This is a genomic window from Daquilactobacillus linshuiensis (assembly GCF_052828685.1).
The window spans coordinates 429,232-450,125 of record NZ_CM128255.1; the positions used below are offsets into that span (position 1 = coordinate 429,232).

Genomic DNA, 20,894 nt, shown 5'->3' on the forward strand with positions numbered 1-20,894 from the left:
TTTCCTATGTTTAAATTTATATCAGTTATCATCTTTATTCCTCTAACACTCTTTAATAATGACAATATCGGTTTTTATAAAAATAAATAACTGAATATAGTAATAATATTTTTGGGGGTATAGGAGAAAAATATAAAAAAACGACATACTTATAAATTTATATGATGATTTACATATTTTTAATAATTGTTTTGGCAAATGTTGAATATAAACTTTCCCGATTTGACTCAATAATTAAAGAGTTTCTGAAGGATATATATATGTATCTAGTGTTACAAGTTCCATTTATGAATAGTTTTTTGTTGTGTATCGGAATAGTTAACTGTGTCTATTTAAGTAAATAAAATCTTATGCTATATTCTGTTTATAAATGAGGTTAATAATGAATAAGAAAAGAAAAATCCTAATTGTAATATTAAGTTTAGCAATAATAGTAATTGGAATAGGGGTGAAGATTCATATGGATAATGTTAGATTTCATGAAGAAATGGTTAAAGTAGTTAAAAGTGATGAAGGACAAAAAGCAATAAACAGCTTTTTTAAGAAGATAGACAAAAACGCTTTTACGCAAAATGGAAAAATAAAAAAAATTACTATTCAGTATGATCAGATTGTGCATAATCCTATGGGCGGAATTGATGTAATAGGATTTGTTAATGACAATGAAAAATTTGATTTTGATATAGGATTGAATAAATATAATAATAAATTAAAAGCAGATTCTGGAACCTATTCTAGTGAGTTGGATGATTTTTTAACTGAGGGACAAAATAATGTGGAAAAAATTAAGTGATGATGAAAGAATTGAATTCACTAAAAATGGTTATAAAAAATTGAAAAAGAATAGTCCAATAGTTGTAAATGGTAAAAATATTGGTTACGTTAGAAAAGTAGTAACAGATAGTAGTGGTCAACAGGCTTATGTTATTACACCTACTAAAACCGAGAAAATAAAAAAATCAAAAAATATTGCAATTATTTATCGCGGATCATCTGCAAATGTATCACTAGATGCTATTCGTGACTGGGCTAATAATGATATACCTATGGGTACTCGAGTACTTGTTAATAAAATTCCTTTTCTATCTACACTATTGAGTTTCTATACTAAAGGAAAGTATAGAAATGGTCCTTCTTCACAATTAATTAATTCTAGTAAAACATTGAATAAACTAATGAAAGATTATCCCAATGCGAAATTTGATATTTATGGTCATTCATTAGGCTCAATGGATGGACAATATGCAGTTGCTAATGCCTTAGATCTTGACAGAATTCGTGCAGCATACTTATATGAAGGACCAAATATTTATTCAATATTAACTTCTAAGCAAGTAAAACAATTAAAGAAACTAAATCCTAGAATTTTTAATTTTATTGATAAAAATGATTGGGTGTCTTTGGGATATTCTGATGATAAAAATTCTGTTGGTACCTTGCATATTATTCTATCAAAGAATATGGGGCTTGATAAAGTAAGTCAACACATGTGGGGTGGATATCAATATGACAAAAATGGAAATATTAAATTGGTACCAGAAAATCAATTACAAATAGGTATGTTGAACTTAAATTTATTAAAAGATAAGTTAAGTAAAGGTGGATTAAGTAAGTCTGACAAAATATACCTTGATAGTGCAGCAGCAGTAATATTAGCGGATAATATTAAGACGTATGTTGATGAAAGCATGGATAGTCTAATTAAAGACTTAAATGGTTATATTAGCGAGGCTGAAGATCTTTGGAAAGATACCAAAAGACGTGCTCGTGGCATGGGCCAAGACTTATCAGAAGATGATATTATGAATACTTTAAGACAAGTAAATGCCACTAAGAGTGAATTTGTTACTAAAGTAATAGAGTATTACCAAGACAAGATTAAAAAAGCAGAACAAGTTAAGTCTGATTATTCAGATATTAGTACTAATATCAAAAAAGGTGTTCAAGCAAAACTTGAAACGGATCAAGAATTAGCGAGGTCATTTAATTTATTATGATAGAAGATGAGATAAAACAGCTTAGAGTAAAAATTGAACAAGCTGAAGATGAGTATTCTATGAATAAAAAGAACTATGAGCTAAAACAAGAAGATTTAATGCACGAAAAGAATCAAGTTGATCGGGAACTCGAAGACCTATCTAAACGTTCTGAATATTATTTGAAAGACTTAAATGATTATGGGGAATTAATAAAAAATTCTTACAGAAGTTTGGAATACTTAAGAGACGAAGCGGATCAGAATATTAATAATGAATTAAGAAAATTAGATGATAATTGGGAAGAATATTCTACAAGATATCGAAAATCACAAAATGACATGGATGAACAATATTATCAATTGAGGAAGAAACTATGAGTGTGATAGATATTAAAGGAATGAAAATGTTTTTTGAGAAACAACAAATAACTGCAATAGGGAATGTACAGGTTACGAAAAAAGAAGAGAGCAAATATAATCATAGGAGAGATGTTAACTCAAAAACTGATGATATTAGTGCAGAGATAATAAGAATTACTAAAACTGTAGACCAAGTTATTAAGGGAAAGTTCTCAGATGGTGTTCAGGAATCAATTATTAAGAAGAATACAGATATAAAGAAAATATAATGTTAATGAACTAATTAATTACAAATAAAAAAACACCCCTGAAATTAATCAGGTGAGTTATTAGAATTTAAGTGACAAAAAACTACTCGGATAGTGAGTGGGTTAATATTTTTTAGATAACCAATATTATAGTATTTTTTACTATATTGACGTTATTGCTACCGTATAAGCGTAGAATAACACGATGATTTTTTTATAGAAAATAAAAAGAAGAACGTAAAATTAATACGTACTTCTCCTAAATTATGTCTATACCACCTTACATTTATATCAGTTTTATAAGCACCTATGAAATTTAGTGAAAAGGCTGTATGCGTCATGCGGGAGTCGAACCCGCATTTCAAGAACCGGAATCTTGCGTGCGATCCATTACACTAACGACGCGATTAAAATATAATTATATTATAAAGGAATGGGAACAAAATTGTTAATTTTTTTCGGTTGATTTTGGTTGCAAATTATATAGTGTTTGTTATAATTTAATTGTTCATGAGAGGTAAATGTTTTTCATGAATATTTATTTTTAACAATATGGGTCGCAAAATGTCATACGTGGACAAAAGATGTCCCACGAGGTGTGATAATGAACGAAAATCTTGATTGGATTGAAGCAATAGCACCCGATTTTTTTAAAACACTTTCCAGAAGATATCATATACTTCAACAGATTCTTTGGATGGAACCTGTGGGACGCAGAATGCTTGCTTCTGAACTTGATATGAGTGAAAGAACTCTTAGAACTGAAACTGATATTTTGAAAAGTTCGGGAGTTATAACTTCGTCAAAATCTGGAATGATGTTAACAAAAAAAGGGAAAAAGCTTTTAGAATCTTTGGAGTTACTTGTCTCTAATATACTTGAAGTTTCTGAAGATGAGCGTAATTTAAGTAGAGTCTTAGGAATACAAAGAGTAATTATTGTTCCAGGTAACGCTGACAAGCAGGCGAGAGTAATTGAAGCTTTAGGCAGGGTTTTGAACGAGGCACTTGATTCGACTCTACCTAGAAGTAGCGTTACAATTTCTGTTACAGGTGGAATTACAATGGCAGAAATTGCTGATGAATTAACTCCGCTTTTGTCTAAAAGAAGAGACTTGGTTTTTGTTCCGGCCCGAGGTGGTGTTGGCGAAGCTGTAGAAATACAGGCTAACACTATCTGTGCTAGAATGGCTAAGAATACAAATGGTAAGCACAAAGCTTTATATGTTCCTGAAGATATCAGTGAAAAAAGTTTTGAATCCTTACTTCTTGAACCGTCTATTAGCTCTGTTATTAGATTAATTGAAAAAAGTGATGTTGTTTTACATAGTATCGGTAAAGCAGATGTCATGGCTGATAGAAGAAAGCTACCTGCTGAAGTTCAACAGCTTTTAGTTAGAAAAAATGCTGTTTCAGAGGCATTTGGTGATTTCTTCGATATGGATGGTAACTTAGTCTACAAGATACCTAGAATAGGATTACATATTCGGGATCTTGATGATATTAAATATGTGTTTGCTATTGCTGGTGGCACTTCTAAAGCTGAAGCAATTCAATCATATATGAAAAACGCACCCAGTCAGACGATACTTATAACTGATGAAGGTGCCTCAACTGCGATTTTAAGGGATAACCCTTAAATAATTTTATTTCCTGAAGGAGGAATTTCTCTATGGCTACAAAAGTAGGTATTAATGGTTTTGGACGTATTGGTCGTTTGGCTCTACGTCGTATTTATGAAGTTGCAGGTGACGATCTAGAAGTTGTTGCAATTAACGACTTGACTTCACCAGACATGTTGGCACACTTGCTAAAATATGATACAGCTCATGGTCAATTTAATCATGAAGTTTCATCAACTGACAATGCTTTGGTTATTGATGGAAAGACAATCCCTGTATACGCTGAAGCTGATGCTTCAAAAATTGCTTGGGTTAAAAATGATGGTGTTCAATTAGTTCTTGAAAGTACAGGATTCTACACATCACCTGAAAAAGCACAAGCTCACATTACTGCTGGTGCTAAGAAAGTTCTTATTTCAGCTCCTGCTGGTGATATGAAAACTGTTGTTTACGGCGTAAATGACGATATCATCACTGCTGAAGATCAAATTATTTCAGCTGGTTCATGTACAACAAACTGTCTTGCACCTCTTGCAAATGCCGTTAACAAAGAATTCGGTATTAAAGTTGGTACAATGACAACAGTTCATGCTTACACAGCTACACAAAAACTACAAGATGGTCCAGATCGTGGTGGAAACAAACGTGCTGCACGTGCTGCTGCTGCAAATACTATTCCTCATTCAACTGGTGCTGCTAAAGCTATTGGTAAAGTTATTCCTGATCTTGATGGAAAGCTTAACGGACATGCACAACGTGTTCCGGTTATCACAGGTTCATTGACAGAATTAGATACAATTCTTGACAAGAAAGTTACTGCTGAAGAAGTAAATGCTGCTGTTAAGAAATATACAGAAAACAATGCTTCATTTGGTTACAATGATGACGAAATCGTTTCATCAGATATCATCGGAACAGAATTCGGTTCAATCTTCGATCCAACACAAACACAAGTTGTTACTGCTGGTGACTCACAAATCGTTAAGACTGTTGCTTGGTATGACAATGAATCAGGTTTCACAGCTCAAATGATTCGTACATTGCAAAAATTTGCAAGCTTGATGTAATTATTTAATTACGAATAGATTGTCAATTTAAAAAAGCATATACGTTTTTAAACTAGAAGGCGGAGGGAGGTTTCTCCTTCTGCCTTTTTAATTTACTCGGAGGCTAAAATGGCTAAATTAATTGTTTCAGATGTTGACGTGAAAGATAAAAAAGTATTAATTCGTGTTGACTTTAATGTACCTATTAAGGGTGGCGTTATTGGTAATGATAACCGTATCGTTGCTGCTATCCCAACTATTAAATATGTATCAGAAAATGGTGGTAAGGTAATTCTTCTATCTCACTTGGGACGAATTAAGAGTGATGATGATAAAAAAGAATTAACACTTGCACCTGTAGCTAAAAAACTTTCTGAATTAATGGGTAAAGATGTTAAATTTGTAGCAGAAAATGAAGGATCAGACCTTGAAAATGCTGTAAATTCAATGAATAATGGTGACATTATTTTAATGGAAAACACACGTTTCCAAGATATCGATAATGATTTTGGTAAGCGTGAAAGCAAAAATGATCCTAAACTTGGTGAATATTGGGCATCATTGGGTGATGTATTTGTAAATGATGCTTTTGGAACAGCACACCGTGCTCATGCATCAAACGTAGGTATTTCAACTGCAATGAAAGCTGCTGGTAAGCCAGTTGCTGCTGGATATCTAATGGAAAAAGAAATTAAGTTCCTTGGAGATGCTGTTGATAATCCAGTTCATCCATTTGTAACAATTCTTGGTGGTGCTAAGGTTTCAGATAAAATTGGTGTCATTGAAAACTTGATTCCAAAATCAGACCACATCATTATTGGTGGTGGAATGGCTTACACATTCCTTGCAGCACAAGGACATAAAATCGGAAAATCATTATTTGAAGAAGATAAAGTTGAACTTGCTAAAGAACTCCTTCAAAAAGCTGGAGATAAAATTGTTTTACCAGTTGATCACGTTGTAGCTAAAGATTTTTCAAATGATGCTGATTTTGAAGTTTCAGATATCGATATTTCTGATGGATTTATGGGACTTGATATAGGACCTAAATCTATTGAATTATTTGAAAGTAAATTAAAAGATGCTAAAACAGTTGTATGGAATGGACCAATGGGTGCATTTGAAATGAGTAATTTTGCTAAGGGTACATTAGAAATTGGTAAGACTCTTGGTGAATTAACTGATGCAACTACAATTATTGGTGGTGGTGATTCTGCTGCTGCTGCTCAAGATCTTGGAATTGCTGATCAAATCACACATATTTCAACTGGTGGTGGAGCATCACTAGAATACCTTGAAGGTAAAGTTTTACCTGGTATTGATTCAATTTCAGACAAATAAAAAAGGAGAATCAAAATGCGTACACCTATTATTGCGGGTAACTGGAAAATGAACAAAAATCCACAAGAAACACAAGATTTCTTGGATTCTATTAAAGGAAAACTTCCAGACCCATCTCAAGTAGAGTCAGTTATTGCTGCTCCTGCTATCGATTTAAATGCACTTGTTTGGTTTTCAAAAGATGAACCATTGAAAACAGCCGCTGAAAATTGTTACTTTGAAGATGAAGGTGCTTTTACTGGTGAAACTTCACCAAAGGCACTTTCAGAAATGGGATTAAATTACGTTGTTATAGGACATTCAGAACGTCGTGATTATTTCCATGAAACTGACGAAGATATCAATAAAAAAGCTAAAGCAATATTCAAAAACAATATGTTACCAATCATTTGTTGTGGTGAGTCATTAGAAACACGTGAAGCCGGAAAAGAAGTTGAATGGGTTGTAGGACAAATTAAAGCAGCTCTTAATGGTCTTACAGCTGATCAAGTTTCAAAATCAGTCATTGCTTATGAACCTATTTGGGCTATTGGAACTGGTAAAACAGCTAGTGCAGATCAAGCACAAGAAATGTGCCATGAAATTCGTGAAGCTGTTAAAAATCTTTACGATGAACAAACTGCTGAAAATGTTCGTATTCAATACGGTGGATCAGTAAAACCTGCTAATGTAGAAGAGTTAATGTCAAAAGAAGATATTGATGGTGGATTAGTTGGTGGTGCAAGTATGGATCCAGAATCATTCTTGCAACTTGTAAATTATAAAAACTAATAAAATTATTTAAATAAAGGGAGATATTATAATGTCTGTAATTATTGATGTTTTAGGACGTGAAGTTCTTGACTCACGTGGTAATCCAACTGTTGAAGTTGAAGTTTATACTGAATTAGGTGCTTTTGGACGTGCTATTGTTCCTTCAGGTGCTTCAACTGGTGAACACGAAGCTGTTGAAATGCGTGATGGAGACAAATCACGTTTTGGTGGTAAAGGTGTTCTTAAAGCTGTTGAACATGTTAACAATGAACTTAAAGATGCTGTTATCGGCTTAGAAATCACTGATCAAAGAGAAATTGATCAAACAATGATTGAACTTGATGGTACAGAAAACAAAGGAAAAATGGGTGCAAATGCTATCCTAGGAATTTCTCTTGCTGCTGCACGTGCTGCTGCTGATGAATTAGGTGTTCCTTTGTATGAATATCTTGGTGGACCAAATGCACACGTACTTCCAACTCCAATGATGAATGTTATTAATGGTGGTGCACACTCAGATAACAAAGTTGATTTCCAAGAATTTATGATTATGCCTGTTGGTGCAGAATCTGTTAGAGAAGCAATCCGTATGGGATCAGAAACTTTCCAAGCTTTGAAAAGTTTACTTTCAGCTGATGGCAAAGTTACTTCAGTTGGTGACGAAGGTGGATTTGCTCCTGATTTTGCTAACAATGAAGAACCTCTACAATATCTAATCAAAGCTATTGAAAAAGCTGGTTATAAACCTGGTGATGATATTGCTATTGCTATTGATGTTGCTTCATCAGAATTATGGAATGAAGAAGACAAGAAATATAAGCTACGTTGGTCAACTGGTGAAGAATTTGATACACCAAGTTTCATCAAGTATATTGAAGATTTAGTTGCTAAATATCCAATTATCTCTGTTGAAGATCCTATTGATGAAAATAACTGGGAAGATTGGGCAGAAATCACAAAACAACTTGGTGAAAAGGTTCAACTTGTTGGTGATGACTTCTTTGTAACAAACACAGATTACCTACAAAAAGGTATTGATATGGGTGCTGCAAACTCAATTCTTGTTAAAGTTAACCAAATTGGTACTTTAACTGAATCACTTGATGCCATCGAAATGGCTAAAGAAGCTGGATATACAGCTGTTGTTTCACACCGTTCAGGTGAAACTGAAGATACAACAATTGCTGACCTTGTTGTTGCTACAAATGCTGGTCAAATTAAGACTGGTTCAATGAGTAGAACAGATCGTTTGGCTAAGTACAACCAATTGATGAGAATTGAAGATCAATTAGGTGCACAAGCTCAATACAAAGGTATTAAGAGTTTTTATAATATCAAAAAATAGTATAGTTTAAAAAAGAATTTCGATTAATTTCGAAATTCTTTTTTTGTGTTATAGAACTTAAATTTTAGGAAAAATTAGATTTTTAGTAGTAATTATGGTAATGTTATTAGTGTGATTTTAGGAGAGTTGTCTCCCATTTCGGAGGAAATAAAAATTGTATAATATCATTCAAACTATACTAATAGTAGTATCAATTTTAATAATAATTGCAATAATGATGCAACCATCCAAACAGCAAGATGCATTAAATGCTCTTTCTGGTGGTGGCGGAGATTTATTTAGTCAACAAAAGAAACGTGGATTTGAATCATTCATGGAAAAAGTAACTGCAATTTTGGCAATTATTTTCTTTGCATGTTCGTTAATCCTTGTGTATTTATCATCACATTAAAGATTATTTCTCCTGTTATCGAATATGGTGCAGGAGTTTTTTTATATTAAGAGGTAAATAGTATGAGTAGAATTACACCTAAGACTTTTTATTTTAATAAAAGTGAAAAAGCTGTTATTTTATTGCATTCCTATACTGGCACACCAAATGATATGAGATTGTTGGCACGAAAATTAGAAGATCAAGATTATTCTGTCTATGCGCCTTTATTTGCAGGACATGGGACACAAGATCCAGAGAATATAATTACTAAAGGTCATCCTAGTATTTGGTGGCAGCAAACTATTGATGCTATTGAATTTTTGAAAAAAGAAAATAAATCTGAAATAGCGATATTTGGACTTTCTTTAGGATCAATTTTTGCCACAAAGGCATTGGAAGTGTTTAATAACGAAATATCTTGCGGAGGAGTATTTGGTTCTCCTTTGTTTAATGATGATCATACTAATGTGCACAATGGTTTTGTAGACTACTCAAAAAAAGTAAAAGAATATTATTCTCAATCTGCTACTTCAAGTTTTTTAGATCAGATAAGAAAAGAATCTAGTATTGCTTTAAAAGAAATTAATCAAGCAGAATTAGATGTAATAAAGGATTTAGATAAAATACGTTCTCCTTATTTTATTGGCCAAGGATCAAATGATGAAATGGTAAATCCTAATGGAGCAAAAATATTAAACGAACGTTTAATAAATAATGGTATTAATACAACATTTAAATGGTATGAGGGCGCAAAACATGTCCTCACTATTAATAATGCTCATCATCAATTAGAAGATGATGTAATAGAATTTTTAAATAAAAATATGAATGGCTAAGAGGTAAGTAATGGCTGTAGAAGATAAATTGATTTCTGAAACTTTGGAAATTTTTAGAAATAATCCCGAGAAAAAATATGATCCTGAGCAAATTAATGACATATTAAGAATGAATGGGGCACAAGCATTTAAAAAAATTGTTAAAAGTTTAGCAATTCTTGAAGGTGAAGGAAAAATAAATGTTAATTCAAGTGGTCGTTTTAAACTAGCTCCCACTGATCAAATTGTTGAAGGTGAATTTCGAGCTAATGAAAAAGGATTCGGATTTGTAAGATATGATGAAACTGATCCTGATATATTTATTGCTAAACCTAATGTTTTACATGCAATCAATGGCGATGAAGTTAAAGTTAAGATAACTAAACCGGCTAACCCATGGGGAAGTAAAGGACCTGAGGGTGAGATAGTCGAGATAGTTAGTCATGGATTGACTGAGCTTGTTGGTGAGTTCCAACCATATAGTGATATACAAGTCAAAAAAACAGGAATGCTTGGCTATGTCCAAAGCCATGAAAAAAAGATATCTGGATACCGTATTTTTATTCCTGATGAAGGACTACATCCCCAATTGGGGGATATGGTTAAGGTTTCATTGACTAGATATCCAAGTAAAGAACTCCCTCAAAGTATGGAGGGAGTCGCAGAAACGATTTTAGGTAACAAAAATGACCCTGGGGTTGATATATTAACAATCGTTTATGATAATGACATCCATGTTGATTTTCCAGATGATGCAATTATGCAATCTGAAAAAATACCTGATACTGTTACTGATGAGGAAAGAAAAGGTCGTGTTGATATAACTGATCAAGTTATGGTTACAATTGATGGGGATGATTCTAAAGATTTTGATGATGCTGTTACCCTTTGGAAAATGGATAACGGGAATTACCATCTAGGCGTTGCCATTGCTGATGTTAGCCACTATGTCACTGAAGGATCTCCACTTGATCAAGAAGCTTATACCCGAGGAACAAGTACATATTTAACAGATAGAGTTATTCCAATGATCCCGTTTAGACTTTCTAATGGAATATGTTCACTTAATCCTGGAGTTGACAGATTATCATTGACTTGTGATATGGAAATAGACCCAGACGGAAATATAGTTAGTCATGAAATATATCCAAGTATTATTAATTCTCATGCTCGTTTAACATATAGTAATGTGAATAAAATATTAGATGGTGATGAAGAATTAATTGAGGATAATTCCAAGTTAGTTCCAATGCTTAATGAAATGTCAGAACTTCATAGTATTTTATATAAAAAAAGACATGATCGTGGAGCAATAGATTTTGAAGAACCAGAAGCAAAAACTATTGTTGATGAAAATGGTAAAGCCATTGATATTCAGATAAGAGAACGAGGAATATCTGAAAGAATGATTGAGTCATTTATGTTGGCTGCTAATGAGACTGTTGCAGAACACTATAAAAAAATGCATCTACCATTTTTATATCGTGTTCATGAAAAGCCTGATGAAGAGAAGGTAAAGAATTTCTTTGAAATTGCTAGTACTTTTGGGGTTCAGGTCCAAGGTTCATTAAAAAATGTTACACCTAAGATGCTTCAAGAAGTAATAACAAAAACTCAAGGTACCCCTGAAGAATTAGTTACTACAACAATGTTGTTGAGAAGTATGCAACAAGCTAGATACTCTGAAGAACCTCTTGGACATTTTGGATTAGCTGCAGAATTTTATACTCACTTTACATCACCAATAAGACGTTATCCTGACTTGGTAGTTCATAGAATGATTCATCAATATGCAAATGATAAAAGTGAATCTATACAAGAAAAATGGAGTGAACAACTTCCAGAGATTGGGCAACACTCATCAAGTAGAGAAAGACATTCTATTGATGCTGAACGTGCTGTTAACGATTTGAAGAGAACCGAATACATGGAAGAAAACGTTGGTGAAGTATACGACGGTGTTGTAGGATCGGTAACAAGTTTTGGGATTTTTGTAACTCTTGAAAACACAGTAGAAGGTCTAGTTCATATTTCAAATATGCAAGATGATTTTTATGAGTATGATGAAAAACAGTTAGCTCTTATTGGTAAAAGAACACATAAAATATATAAAATTGGTCAACCAATAAAAGTAAAACTAATTCGTGCTGATGTTGAGCAAAGAAAAATAGATTTCGAAGTAGTTTTACCACCTGAAGAGCAAGCTAAAGTAGATGAATTAAAGAAAAAAAATGCTGCTAGAAGACATGGTGGAAATAAGCATAGAAATAATAGAGGAAGTAAAAAGCCTTTTAATAAACATTAAAAAGGGGATGTAATAAATGAAGAAACATCCAAAAAAACCTGATAATGAGATAGCAAATAATAGAAAAGCTCGTCATGACTACTTAATTGAAGAAACTTTTGAAGCAGGGATTTCGTTAACGGGAACTGAAATTAAATCGGTTCGCGCTGGTCGTGTAAATTTAAAAGATGGATTTGTTCAAATTAGAAATGACGAAGCGTGGTTAGTTAATATTCACATCAATGAGTATGAACAAGGAAATAGATTTAATCACGATCCATTAAGAAATAGAAAATTATTACTACATAAAAAAGAAATTAGAAAATTATCTGGTGAGGTACAAGAAAAGGGAATAACTATTGTTCCTTTAAAAATGTATTTTAAAAAAGGATTTGCTAAAGTTTTAATAGGAGTAGGACGTGGTAAGAAACAATTTGATAAACGTGAAACTATTAAACGAAGAGAACAAGATCGAGAAATGAGAAGATCGATTAAAATAAATATGCGTTAAATGTTTTTGCGTAATTTAACTCTGATGGGATATTTGTTGTAATGTTTTATTAGGAGAATTGATTTGACACTTGAAACACAGAAATATATTTTGGAAGTACTGTCTCGTGAGTTAAGTAAAGAAAATGTTGAGAGAATAACCGTAAAAAAACTTTCTCAAATTGCTAATGTATCAAGAAGTACTTTATATTTTCAATTCTCATCTTTAAATGAGATTTACTCACATCTAATTAACAAAAAAATTTTTGATGAAGCACTCAAAAAAGAATGTTGCTCTGAGTTGATAGATAATCTGATTGAAGGATTTGAGAATAATAAAAATATATGTAAAAACTTGTTTTTATTCACAAGAAGTAATATCAGACAGAAGTTTTTATATGATAGAATTTATAATTATTTTATTAATAATTGTAAGTGTATTAAACAAGAAAATTTTAATGAATTTGAAAAAGAAATGAGTTTGCTGACTGAATATTTAATATTTAATTTTGAGTTATTATTAAATGAAGAAGTCGATTTTGATCAACAAGATTTTGGTAAGCAATCGAGAAATTATATTTCATATTTAAAGAATAGTATTCAAGAAAATGTAAATTATTATAAAAAGGAATTATTAAATGATCAGACAAGCCAAAAAAGAAGATGTTAATCAAGTATTACCGATATTAAAACAAATTTTTGATGATATGGAATTAGAAAGTTTTAAAAAAATTGGTAATGAAAAACTATTTCTAATGCTTGAAGAAGCTTTTAAACTTCCTAATTATCGTTATAGCTATGAAAATATTTTAGTTGATGACGTTGATGGTAAAGTTGTATCAATAGCTGCAGGATATCCTGCAGAATTAGAAGATCATATCGATGATCCACTTATTGCGTTATTTGATAAATATGGAGTGGATAATAACTTAAATATGTTTGCTGATAAAGAGTCATGGCCAGGTGAGTGGTATCTTGACTCATTAGCTGTTCATCCTGACATGCATCATATGGGATATGGCAAAAAAATGTTAGAGTTTTTGCCTGATTATGTTGAAAAAAAAGGTGAAAAAATTTTAAGTTTAAATGTTGATGTAAATAATATTCCGGCTCAAAAATTATATGCAAAAATGGGATATAAAAAAGTTGGTGAACTATATATCGGTAGTCATTTGTATGATCACATGCAATTAAATTTAGATACAGTGAGGCAATGAAAATGAGTTATCGTGATGATTTCGATAAGAACTTACTAGAAATAGTTGATAAAGTAGACAAAAAAATCCAGCCTAAATTTGCTGAAATAGATGAACAAATAATTGAAAATCAAGCAAAAGTCCTAAAGGCCTTTCATGATAATCACGTTGCTGAAAGTCATCTTAACGGTTCAACAGGTTATGGTCATTACGATGAAGGACGTGACGTTTTAGAAAAAATTTACGCACAAGCTCTTGGTGGCGAAGATGCATTAGTTCGCCCTCAACTATTATCTGGAACTCATGCGATTGGTGTCTCCTTATTGGGACTAGTTCGTCCTGGTGATGAAATTCTATATATTACAGGAAAACCATATGATACTTTGCAAGAAGTTTTGGGTCTAGCCGGATCAGGTATAGGAAGTCCAAAAGAATATAATATTGATGTAAATTATATTGATTTGAAAGACAACGGAGAAGTTGACCTAGATGCTGTTAGAGAATATTTAGGTGTTAATGTGCCCAAAGTTATAGTAATCCAAAGATCTAGGGGATATGCTACTAGGGATTCATTTACTGTAAATAAGATAAAAGAGATGATTGATGTTGTTAGATCAATTTTTCCTGATATATGGATATTTGTTGATAATGCTTATGGAGAGTTTTCTGAAACAGTTGAGCCTCTAGAGGTTGGTGCTGATTTAATGGCTGGTTCTTTGTATAAGAATGCTGGTGGTGGAATTGTTCCTACTGGTGGATATATAGTTGGTAAAAAAGAGTTAGTAGAATTAGTAAGTTATCGTTTCACTGTACCTGGAATTGGTGGGGCAGAAGGAGCTACAGGTTCATTGTTGTCATTAATGTTCGAAGGCTTCTTTATTTCGCCACAAGTAACTGGAAATGCTATTAAAGGAGCAATATTTGAAGCAGCATTGTTGGAAGAATTGGGATGTTCAGTAAGTCCTAAGTGGGATTCTCCAAGAACTGATATTGTACAAACAGTGAATTTTGGTAAAAAAGAACCAATGGTTAAATTTGCCGAGGCAATTCAACATAATTCCCCTGTTGATTCATTTGTAACTCCAATTCCTGAAAAAATGGCTGGATATGAAGATGAAGTTATAATGGCTGGTGGTACATTTGTTCAGGGATCTACAATTGAATTCTCTGGTGATGGTCCAATTCGTCCACCGTATACTATATATATTCAAGGTGGGTTAACATACGCACATGTTAAGCTTGCTATTATGGGAGCAGCACAGGATACGTTTTTTAGTAAATAAAAAGCTTAATTTCAATTTGAAATTAAGCTTTTTTCATTACATGAACTTTTGGATTCCCACTCTTATCTATAATTACTCCTTGGATTTCTGGAGTAAATCCGGGGAATTTTTTAATTCCTTCAAATAGTGTTTCAAAATAATTTATTGATGGCTTAGTCCATTTTTCACCTGGTACAACGACAAATATACCCGGTGGATAAGGTAAAGCTCCTTGAACGGCAATTCTTCCAAGAGCTTCTTTTAAATGAACTGTATCATAATCTCCACGAACAAAAGCTGAATCAGCTTCATAAGCAGATAAAGGCCTTGGTTTTTCATTGCTATTTGTAAATAATTCTTTTTGGTTTGTGATTAAATTATTATCTTTGAAGAAATTCGATAGTTCGCAGCACAGCTGTTGTAAAGTGACATTTTTATATCTCGAGCCTGTTTCTTTATAAAGTTTAGAAAGGCATTCAGATACTAAAACATTGTTATAGTAATCATCTTCGAATTGTTTTAAAACGGATAATAATTTGTCCCAATCATAATTATCTGTACCCGGGGTTACTAAAAATAATATTGAGTTTGGGTCGGCTTTTTCAGGAACTATGTTATGATCAATTAAATATCTATCTAGTACCCATCCAGATATTCCATTTTCTTTAGAATTGGGTAAGGTGATAGTGACTTTAAATGGATCAAGATATGCTTGGTTTGGATCAATAGAAGTAAGACCATGCCATTTCTCATTTTTTGATAATTTCCAAAGATTAGGATTATTAATTAATTCTTCGTTAGAATATTCTAACATTTTAGGATTATTGAATGGTTTAAATAAATTAGTAGTGAGTAAATTTTTTCTAAAATTAATAGAATCATTCAATGCCTGTTTCCAGATGTATTGACCTCTTGGACCGCTATTTAAAGCAATGTTAACGACTAAAGAAGTATATATTGGGTAAGAATAACTTGTTGTAACGTGTTTTAAATAAGCATGGTTAAATTGTTCATGAGAAACATAGCGGTCTTGATTTTTAATATGAGAGTCTTTTTTATGAATTTGTGATGTCTGTGCAAGACCTGCTTGTTGTTTGTGTACTGATTGAGTAACGATTATTCCTGGATCTTTAGGACTAAGATCAATATGTAAAGGGTCTGTTGGTGACATCGCTTTAACAAAGCTCTCGTAACCACCCCAAGCGGAATCAAACAAAATATAATCGCATAATTGACCAATCGTATTTAAGATATATTTTACGTTAGGTACAATCCCATCAAAAGTTTCTGATTCAAGTATTGCTAATCTAAAAGGCCTTTTTTTTGTTGCTTTTTCTGGAGCCACTTTTTTAATTTCTTCTCTTAGTTTATCTTCAGTTATGTTCTTAAAATTTACAGGTCCAATTAAACCTAAGCTTGTTCTTAATGTATCTAAATATACAGGTGTTGCACCGTTTAGTACTAGTGCTCCATTATAAAGTGATTTATGGTTATTTCGATCAAATAATACTAAATCTCCGGGCTGCAATAAGGCACTAGAAACAATATTATTTGAACCAGTTGTTCCATTTGTTACAAAATATGTTTTATCGGCACCAAATAGTTTTGCCGCAGCTTGTTCTGCAGTTAATGGAGAACCGCCATGAGTTAGCATGTCACCTAAAGAAGTAACTACATCGCTTGTATCACTGCTAAAGAAAGTTTGATTATATGCGGATTTAAACAAATAGCCTGCTGGATTTAAATTGAAATATTTTCCTGCGTGGTGCCCAGGAGTTGCAAAACTTGTTGGATTGTCGTCACTGAAGCTTAATAGATCATTTAAAAAATCAGGAATTTGATTTTTTTCGTACTTATTTGCAGAATCAATTATTTCAGATAAATATTTTTCTGAAAAGTCACTTTGTATATAATGAAAATTTTTGATTGTTTTTTCGTATTTACTATTAAAAATAAAAGTAGGTATCTGTAGTTTGCTTTCATTAATTAAAGTAAGTTCAGCTTGATCATTATACGTAATAATTGCAGCACCAAGAGAACCTAAATTTGTTTTATCAATAATTAATTCGTCTAAGTTAATATTTTTACTAATTCCAATATTTAATTTCATAATTTACTGCCTTTCAGATAAGCTATACACATATTTTATTATAGTTTATAATTAGTACTTTATAGAATAGGAAGTTTAATTTAATGTTTAATTTTGGATATTATAGAAATAAGCCTCCTTGTATTTTAATTTAAATCTTAAATTAAAATATTTGGAGATAAATAAATGGAAATAAATCAGCAAAGAAAATATATGTCTTGGCCAATTCTTGGCTTTTTAGTATTTGTAACAGTTATTGGATTTGAAAATATATTTTATCCTTTTCAAAATCAAGGATTATCAGTAGTATTTTCATGGATATTTTTATTATTGGCTTATATTATTCCTTACGAACTTATATCAGCTCAAATGGGTACAACTTTTACTGAAAATGGTGGCGGATTAGCTACTTGGATCCGTCGTACTTCAGGGGATACCTTTGGTTATTGGACTAGTTGGATGTATTGGTCAAGTACATTGCCTTATTTAATTGATGTAGCTAATTCTGTTATTGTTGCTATGTCTTGGATGATTTTAGGAGATAATTCATTAGATAAACATATGTCTAGTACATGGTTTGGTATTTTTACATTTGCAGTTATTCTAATTTTTATTGTCGCAGAAAATTTATTTAGTCGTTCACTAGAAATAATGTCTTTACTAGGTGGAGCTGCTATGTTTTTAATGGCAGTATTATTTGTTGTTTTAACTGTTTTTGGAGTTATGAAAGGGATTCCTTCTGCTACACATTTTAGTTGGTCAGCGTTTAAACCTCATTTTTCAACTCATTATTTTGCAACTACTGGTTTATTAATTTTTGCAACGTCTGGTGCTGAATTAGGTGCAACTTATGTCCAGCAGTTGAGAAATCCAAAAAAGGAATTTCCAAAATCAATGTGGATGTTAGCATTTATGACTGGATTTCTTGTTATTTTTGGTTCACTTGCTTTAGGAGTATTTTTCAATGCTAACCATTTACCAGATGATTTAAAAATGAATGGTGCATATTATGCATTTCAAGTTTTAGGCCAGCAACTAGGAATGGGTAAAGTCTTAATGTATATGTTTGCTGTTGCACAGCTGATTTTTATGTTAGCACAACTAGCAATTCTAATTGATGCATCTAGTCGAGTACTTTCGGCAGATACTGCCATTAAATTTATGCCTAAATGGTTGTTAAAGCAAAATAAATCTGGACGACCTATTCACAGTTATATCTTTACTGCTGGATTATGTTTGTTTTTATTACTATTAAGTGCGACTTTACCAAATATTAATTCGATATTTAATTGGCTATTAAACTTAAATGGAATTGTCTCACCATATAAAACTTGTTGGGTATTTGTAGGATTCTTGGCATTACGAGCACAGCAAGAAAAATTTAATTCATCATATGTATTTATTAAAAATAAACCATTAGCAATGTTTGTAGGCGGATGGTGCTTATTGTTTACATTTATATGTGCAACTATGGGATTCATGCCACAAGAGGCTAAATTCGGTACTACGGCATTTGTACATCAACTAGTAATGAATATTATTTCAGTCCTCGTTTTATTTGGACTTGGATTTGTAATGCCATTATTAGCAAGGATAACAAATAAAGAAAGCTAATTTTTTAGCTTTCTTTTTTTATGTTGACACTTATATTTCTAATTGGTATGATTTTTACAATTATTTTTGGTTGATATATTAATATTATAAATAATTGGTATAGTCCTAAAATGAAGGAGAATATAAATGAAACAGAATTTTACTGCTGAGAAGATAAAAGAAATTGTTAAAGAAGAAAATGTTCAATTTCTTCGTTTGATGTTTGCAGATATTAATGGAATTATAAAAAATGTTGAAGTTCCAATTAGTCAATTGGATAAGGCCCTTAATAATAAAATATCATTTGACGGATCTTCTATTGATGGGTTTGCAAGAATTGAAGAGAGTGATATGTTTTTATATCCTGACTTTAATACTTGGTTAATTTTCCCATGGGAAAATACGTATGGTAAGGTGGCAAGATTAATATGTTCTGTTCATAACTTTGATGGAACACCTTTTTTGGGGGACCCAAGAAATAATTTGATTAAAGCAATTGATAATATGAAAAAGCAAGGTTTTGAAGAATTTAATATAGGTCCTGAACCTGAATTTTTCTTATTTAAACTGGATGAAGAAGGTCATCCTACTATGACTTTGAATGACCAAGGCACTTATTTTGATTTTGCACCATTAGATTCAGGCGAGAATTGTAGACGAGATATTGTATTAGAATTAGAAAAAATGGGATTTGAAATTGAAGCATCTCATCATGAAGTTGCTACTGGACAACATGAAATTGATTTTAAATATACAGATGCTCTAAATGCTGCTGATCAAATTCAGACTTTTAAATTGGTGGTAAAGACTATTGCAAGAAAACATGGTTTATTTGCAACATTTATGCCAAAACCAATAGCTGGTATTAATGGAAGTGGAATGCATATAAATATGAGTCTCTTTAATAAAAATGGTAATGCCTTTTTTGATGATAGAAGCGTTGAAAAATTAAGTCAAACAGCGTTATATTTCTTAGGTGGAGTTTTAGAACATGCAAAAGCTTTAACTGCTATTAATAATCCAACTGTTAATTCGTATAAAAGATTGGTTCCAGGATTTGAAGCTCCAGTATATGTTGCTTGGTCGGGTAAAAATAGAACTCCTTTAATTAGAGTTCCACAGGCAAGAGGAATGGGAACGCGTTTGGAACTAAGGAGTGTGGATCCATCCGCAAACCCATACTTAGCTATATCATCAATTTTAGTGGCAGGACTTGATGGCATACAAAATAAGGTAAAGCCTGAAGAAGCTGTTGATAAAAATATATATGGTATGAAAGAGGATGAAAGGCAGGCCAATCATATATATAATTTACCTTCAACCTTGCATAATGCACTTAAAGCTTTAGAAGTAGATACTCTATTAAAGGAAAATCTAGGTAAACAACTGTACCATAGTTTTAAAAAAGCAAAAAATATGGAATGGGATAGGTATAAACAACAAGTTTCCAATTGGGAACGTAACGAGTATCTAGAGTTGTATTAATTGAGTACTTAGTTGGATTTTTAGGTTTTCTAAAGGTAAAATAATTATATTAATATAATTATTGGGAGTTTTTATTATGAAAGAATTATTTGATTTTATATGGAATGCACCCTGGTGGCAGGCAACCCTTGCAGTTATTGCTTTGACGGGTATTTTTTCAGGAATAATTGGATCAGCATTTAAAAGGCATCGTCGACGTTATTAATTTATGAATTGATTTTTAAATAAATTCATGTTATATTATTTGAAGTGATCAATTTTGAAATGTAATTTGGGTTTTGTGTTATAAGATTCATCTGTACCTATCAATATTAATTACGAAAAAAAATAAACATACATTGATATGTCATGGAGGATTTTAATATGCAAAACGGAACTGTTAAATGGTTTAACGCTGATAAAGGATTTGGTTTCATTACTGGAGAAGATGGAAAAGATGTATTTGCACACTTTTCAGCTATCCAATCAGAAGGATTCAAATCATTAGAAGATGGCGAAGCTGTTACATTTGATGTTGAAGATAGCGATCGTGGACCACAAGCTGTAAACATTGTTAAAGTAAACGGATAATTAAATTAAAAAGTTAAAAAAAGAGATAAGTCTAAGACTTATCTCT

Annotated in this window: 21 protein-coding genes and 1 tRNA gene; 20 read left to right on the top strand and 2 right to left on the bottom strand. The window is 32.0% G+C overall.

The features are described 5' to 3' along the window. The first annotated feature begins 382 nt into the window (after positions 1–382). The 4 genes from ACUV9F_RS02260 to ACUV9F_RS02275 are packed head-to-tail and all read left to right on the top strand — an operon-like array spanning position 383 to position 2,607. Positions 383–793 (top strand): DUF1310 family protein, encoded by a 411-nt coding sequence (locus ACUV9F_RS02260; protein WP_446184069.1) that lies wholly within the window; start codon positions 383–385, stop codon positions 791–793. Beyond that, positions 774–1,997: an alpha/beta hydrolase family protein gene (locus ACUV9F_RS02265; protein ID WP_446184070.1), complete on the top strand. Its 1,224-nt coding sequence runs from the start codon at positions 774–776 to the stop codon at positions 1,995–1,997. Before ACUV9F_RS02260 ends, ACUV9F_RS02265 begins: the two co-directional genes overlap by 20 nt. Next, the gene (locus tag ACUV9F_RS02270; RefSeq protein ID WP_446183696.1) at positions 1,994–2,356 is read left to right on the top strand and encodes a hypothetical protein; all 363 of its coding nucleotides are present in this window, start codon (positions 1,994–1,996) and stop codon (positions 2,354–2,356) included. The genes ACUV9F_RS02265 and ACUV9F_RS02270 overlap by 4 nt, the downstream gene beginning before the upstream one ends. Next, the gene (locus tag ACUV9F_RS02275; RefSeq protein ID WP_446183697.1) at positions 2,353–2,607 is read left to right on the top strand and encodes a hypothetical protein; all 255 of its coding nucleotides are present in this window, start codon (positions 2,353–2,355) and stop codon (positions 2,605–2,607) included. The genes ACUV9F_RS02270 and ACUV9F_RS02275 overlap by 4 nt, the downstream gene beginning before the upstream one ends. A gap of 312 nt (positions 2,608–2,919) precedes the next feature. Here ACUV9F_RS02275 and ACUV9F_RS02280 read toward each other — a convergent pair. Then, positions 2,920–2,991 (bottom strand) — tRNA-Arg (locus ACUV9F_RS02280). Positions 2,992–3,190: 199 nt separating this feature from the next. Between ACUV9F_RS02280 and ACUV9F_RS02285 the strand changes: the two genes are divergently transcribed. From ACUV9F_RS02285 to ACUV9F_RS02340, 12 genes are all read left to right on the top strand, one after another. Then, positions 3,191–4,225: a sugar-binding transcriptional regulator gene (locus ACUV9F_RS02285; RefSeq protein ID WP_446184071.1), complete on the top strand. Its 1,035-nt coding sequence runs from the start codon at positions 3,191–3,193 to the stop codon at positions 4,223–4,225. A 32-nt stretch (positions 4,226–4,257) separates the two neighbouring features. Then, complete coding sequence (gene gap, locus ACUV9F_RS02290) at positions 4,258–5,274, top strand: type I glyceraldehyde-3-phosphate dehydrogenase (protein WP_446184072.1); 1,017 nt, start codon at positions 4,258–4,260, stop codon at positions 5,272–5,274. Between the two features lie 108 nt (positions 5,275–5,382). Beyond that, positions 5,383–6,594, top strand: coding sequence for a phosphoglycerate kinase (locus ACUV9F_RS02295; RefSeq protein WP_446184073.1), 1,212 nt, complete (start codon positions 5,383–5,385; stop codon positions 6,592–6,594). A gap of 15 nt (positions 6,595–6,609) precedes the next feature. After that, the gene (gene tpiA, locus ACUV9F_RS02300; protein WP_446184074.1) at positions 6,610–7,365 is read left to right on the top strand and encodes a triose-phosphate isomerase; all 756 of its coding nucleotides are present in this window, start codon (positions 6,610–6,612) and stop codon (positions 7,363–7,365) included. 31 nt (positions 7,366–7,396) lie between these two features. After that, positions 7,397–8,692, top strand: coding sequence for a phosphopyruvate hydratase (gene eno / locus ACUV9F_RS02305; RefSeq protein WP_446184075.1), 1,296 nt, complete (start codon positions 7,397–7,399; stop codon positions 8,690–8,692). A gap of 154 nt (positions 8,693–8,846) precedes the next feature. Further along, the gene (gene secG, locus ACUV9F_RS02310; RefSeq protein WP_446184076.1) at positions 8,847–9,083 is read left to right on the top strand and encodes a preprotein translocase subunit SecG; all 237 of its coding nucleotides are present in this window, start codon (positions 8,847–8,849) and stop codon (positions 9,081–9,083) included. Between the two features lie 62 nt (positions 9,084–9,145). Continuing rightward, on the top strand, positions 9,146–9,901 hold the full coding sequence (locus ACUV9F_RS02315; protein WP_446184077.1) for an alpha/beta hydrolase: 756 nt from the start codon (positions 9,146–9,148) through the stop codon (positions 9,899–9,901). Between the two features lie 10 nt (positions 9,902–9,911). Then, positions 9,912–12,185: a ribonuclease R gene (gene rnr, locus ACUV9F_RS02320; protein ID WP_446184078.1), complete on the top strand. Its 2,274-nt coding sequence runs from the start codon at positions 9,912–9,914 to the stop codon at positions 12,183–12,185. 16 nt (positions 12,186–12,201) lie between these two features. Then, positions 12,202–12,675: an SsrA-binding protein SmpB gene (gene smpB, locus ACUV9F_RS02325; RefSeq protein ID WP_446184079.1), complete on the top strand. Its 474-nt coding sequence runs from the start codon at positions 12,202–12,204 to the stop codon at positions 12,673–12,675. 63 nt (positions 12,676–12,738) lie between these two features. After that, positions 12,739–13,323 carry a TetR/AcrR family transcriptional regulator gene (locus tag ACUV9F_RS02330; RefSeq protein WP_446184080.1) on the top strand — a complete coding sequence of 195 codons (585 nt, stop codon included), beginning with the start codon at positions 12,739–12,741 and terminating at the stop codon, positions 13,321–13,323. Further along, positions 13,292–13,870: a GNAT family N-acetyltransferase gene (locus tag ACUV9F_RS02335; RefSeq protein WP_446184081.1), complete on the top strand. Its 579-nt coding sequence runs from the start codon at positions 13,292–13,294 to the stop codon at positions 13,868–13,870. The genes ACUV9F_RS02330 and ACUV9F_RS02335 overlap by 32 nt, the downstream gene beginning before the upstream one ends. A 2-nt stretch (positions 13,871–13,872) precedes the next feature. After that, complete coding sequence (locus ACUV9F_RS02340; RefSeq protein WP_446184082.1) at positions 13,873–15,132, top strand: methionine gamma-lyase family protein; 1,260 nt, start codon at positions 13,873–13,875, stop codon at positions 15,130–15,132. 22 nt (positions 15,133–15,154) lie between these two features. Here ACUV9F_RS02340 and ACUV9F_RS02345 read toward each other — a convergent pair whose 3' ends face one another. Beyond that, positions 15,155–17,221 carry an Orn/Lys/Arg family decarboxylase gene (locus ACUV9F_RS02345; protein WP_446184083.1) on the bottom strand — a complete coding sequence of 689 codons (2,067 nt, stop codon included), beginning with the start codon at positions 17,219–17,221 and terminating at the stop codon, positions 15,155–15,157. A gap of 165 nt (positions 17,222–17,386) precedes the next feature. On the opposite strand from ACUV9F_RS02345, the gene ACUV9F_RS02350 reads away from it, so the two are divergent. From ACUV9F_RS02350 to ACUV9F_RS02365, 4 genes are all read left to right on the top strand, one after another. Next, entirely contained in the window at positions 17,387–18,814 is a 1,428-nt protein-coding gene (locus tag ACUV9F_RS02350; protein WP_446184084.1) for an APC family permease, read from the top strand. Positions 18,815–18,940: 126 nt separating this feature from the next. Further along, positions 18,941–20,278, top strand: coding sequence for a type I glutamate--ammonia ligase (gene glnA / locus ACUV9F_RS02355; RefSeq protein ID WP_446184085.1), 1,338 nt, complete (start codon positions 18,941–18,943; stop codon positions 20,276–20,278). Between the two features lie 76 nt (positions 20,279–20,354). After that, positions 20,355–20,483, top strand: coding sequence for a hypothetical protein (locus ACUV9F_RS02360; RefSeq protein ID WP_446184086.1), 129 nt, complete (start codon positions 20,355–20,357; stop codon positions 20,481–20,483). 158 nt (positions 20,484–20,641) lie between these two features. Then, positions 20,642–20,848 (top strand): cold-shock protein, encoded by a 207-nt coding sequence (locus tag ACUV9F_RS02365; protein WP_446184087.1) that lies wholly within the window; start codon positions 20,642–20,644, stop codon positions 20,846–20,848. The last annotated feature ends 46 nt before the right edge of the window (positions 20,849–20,894 follow it).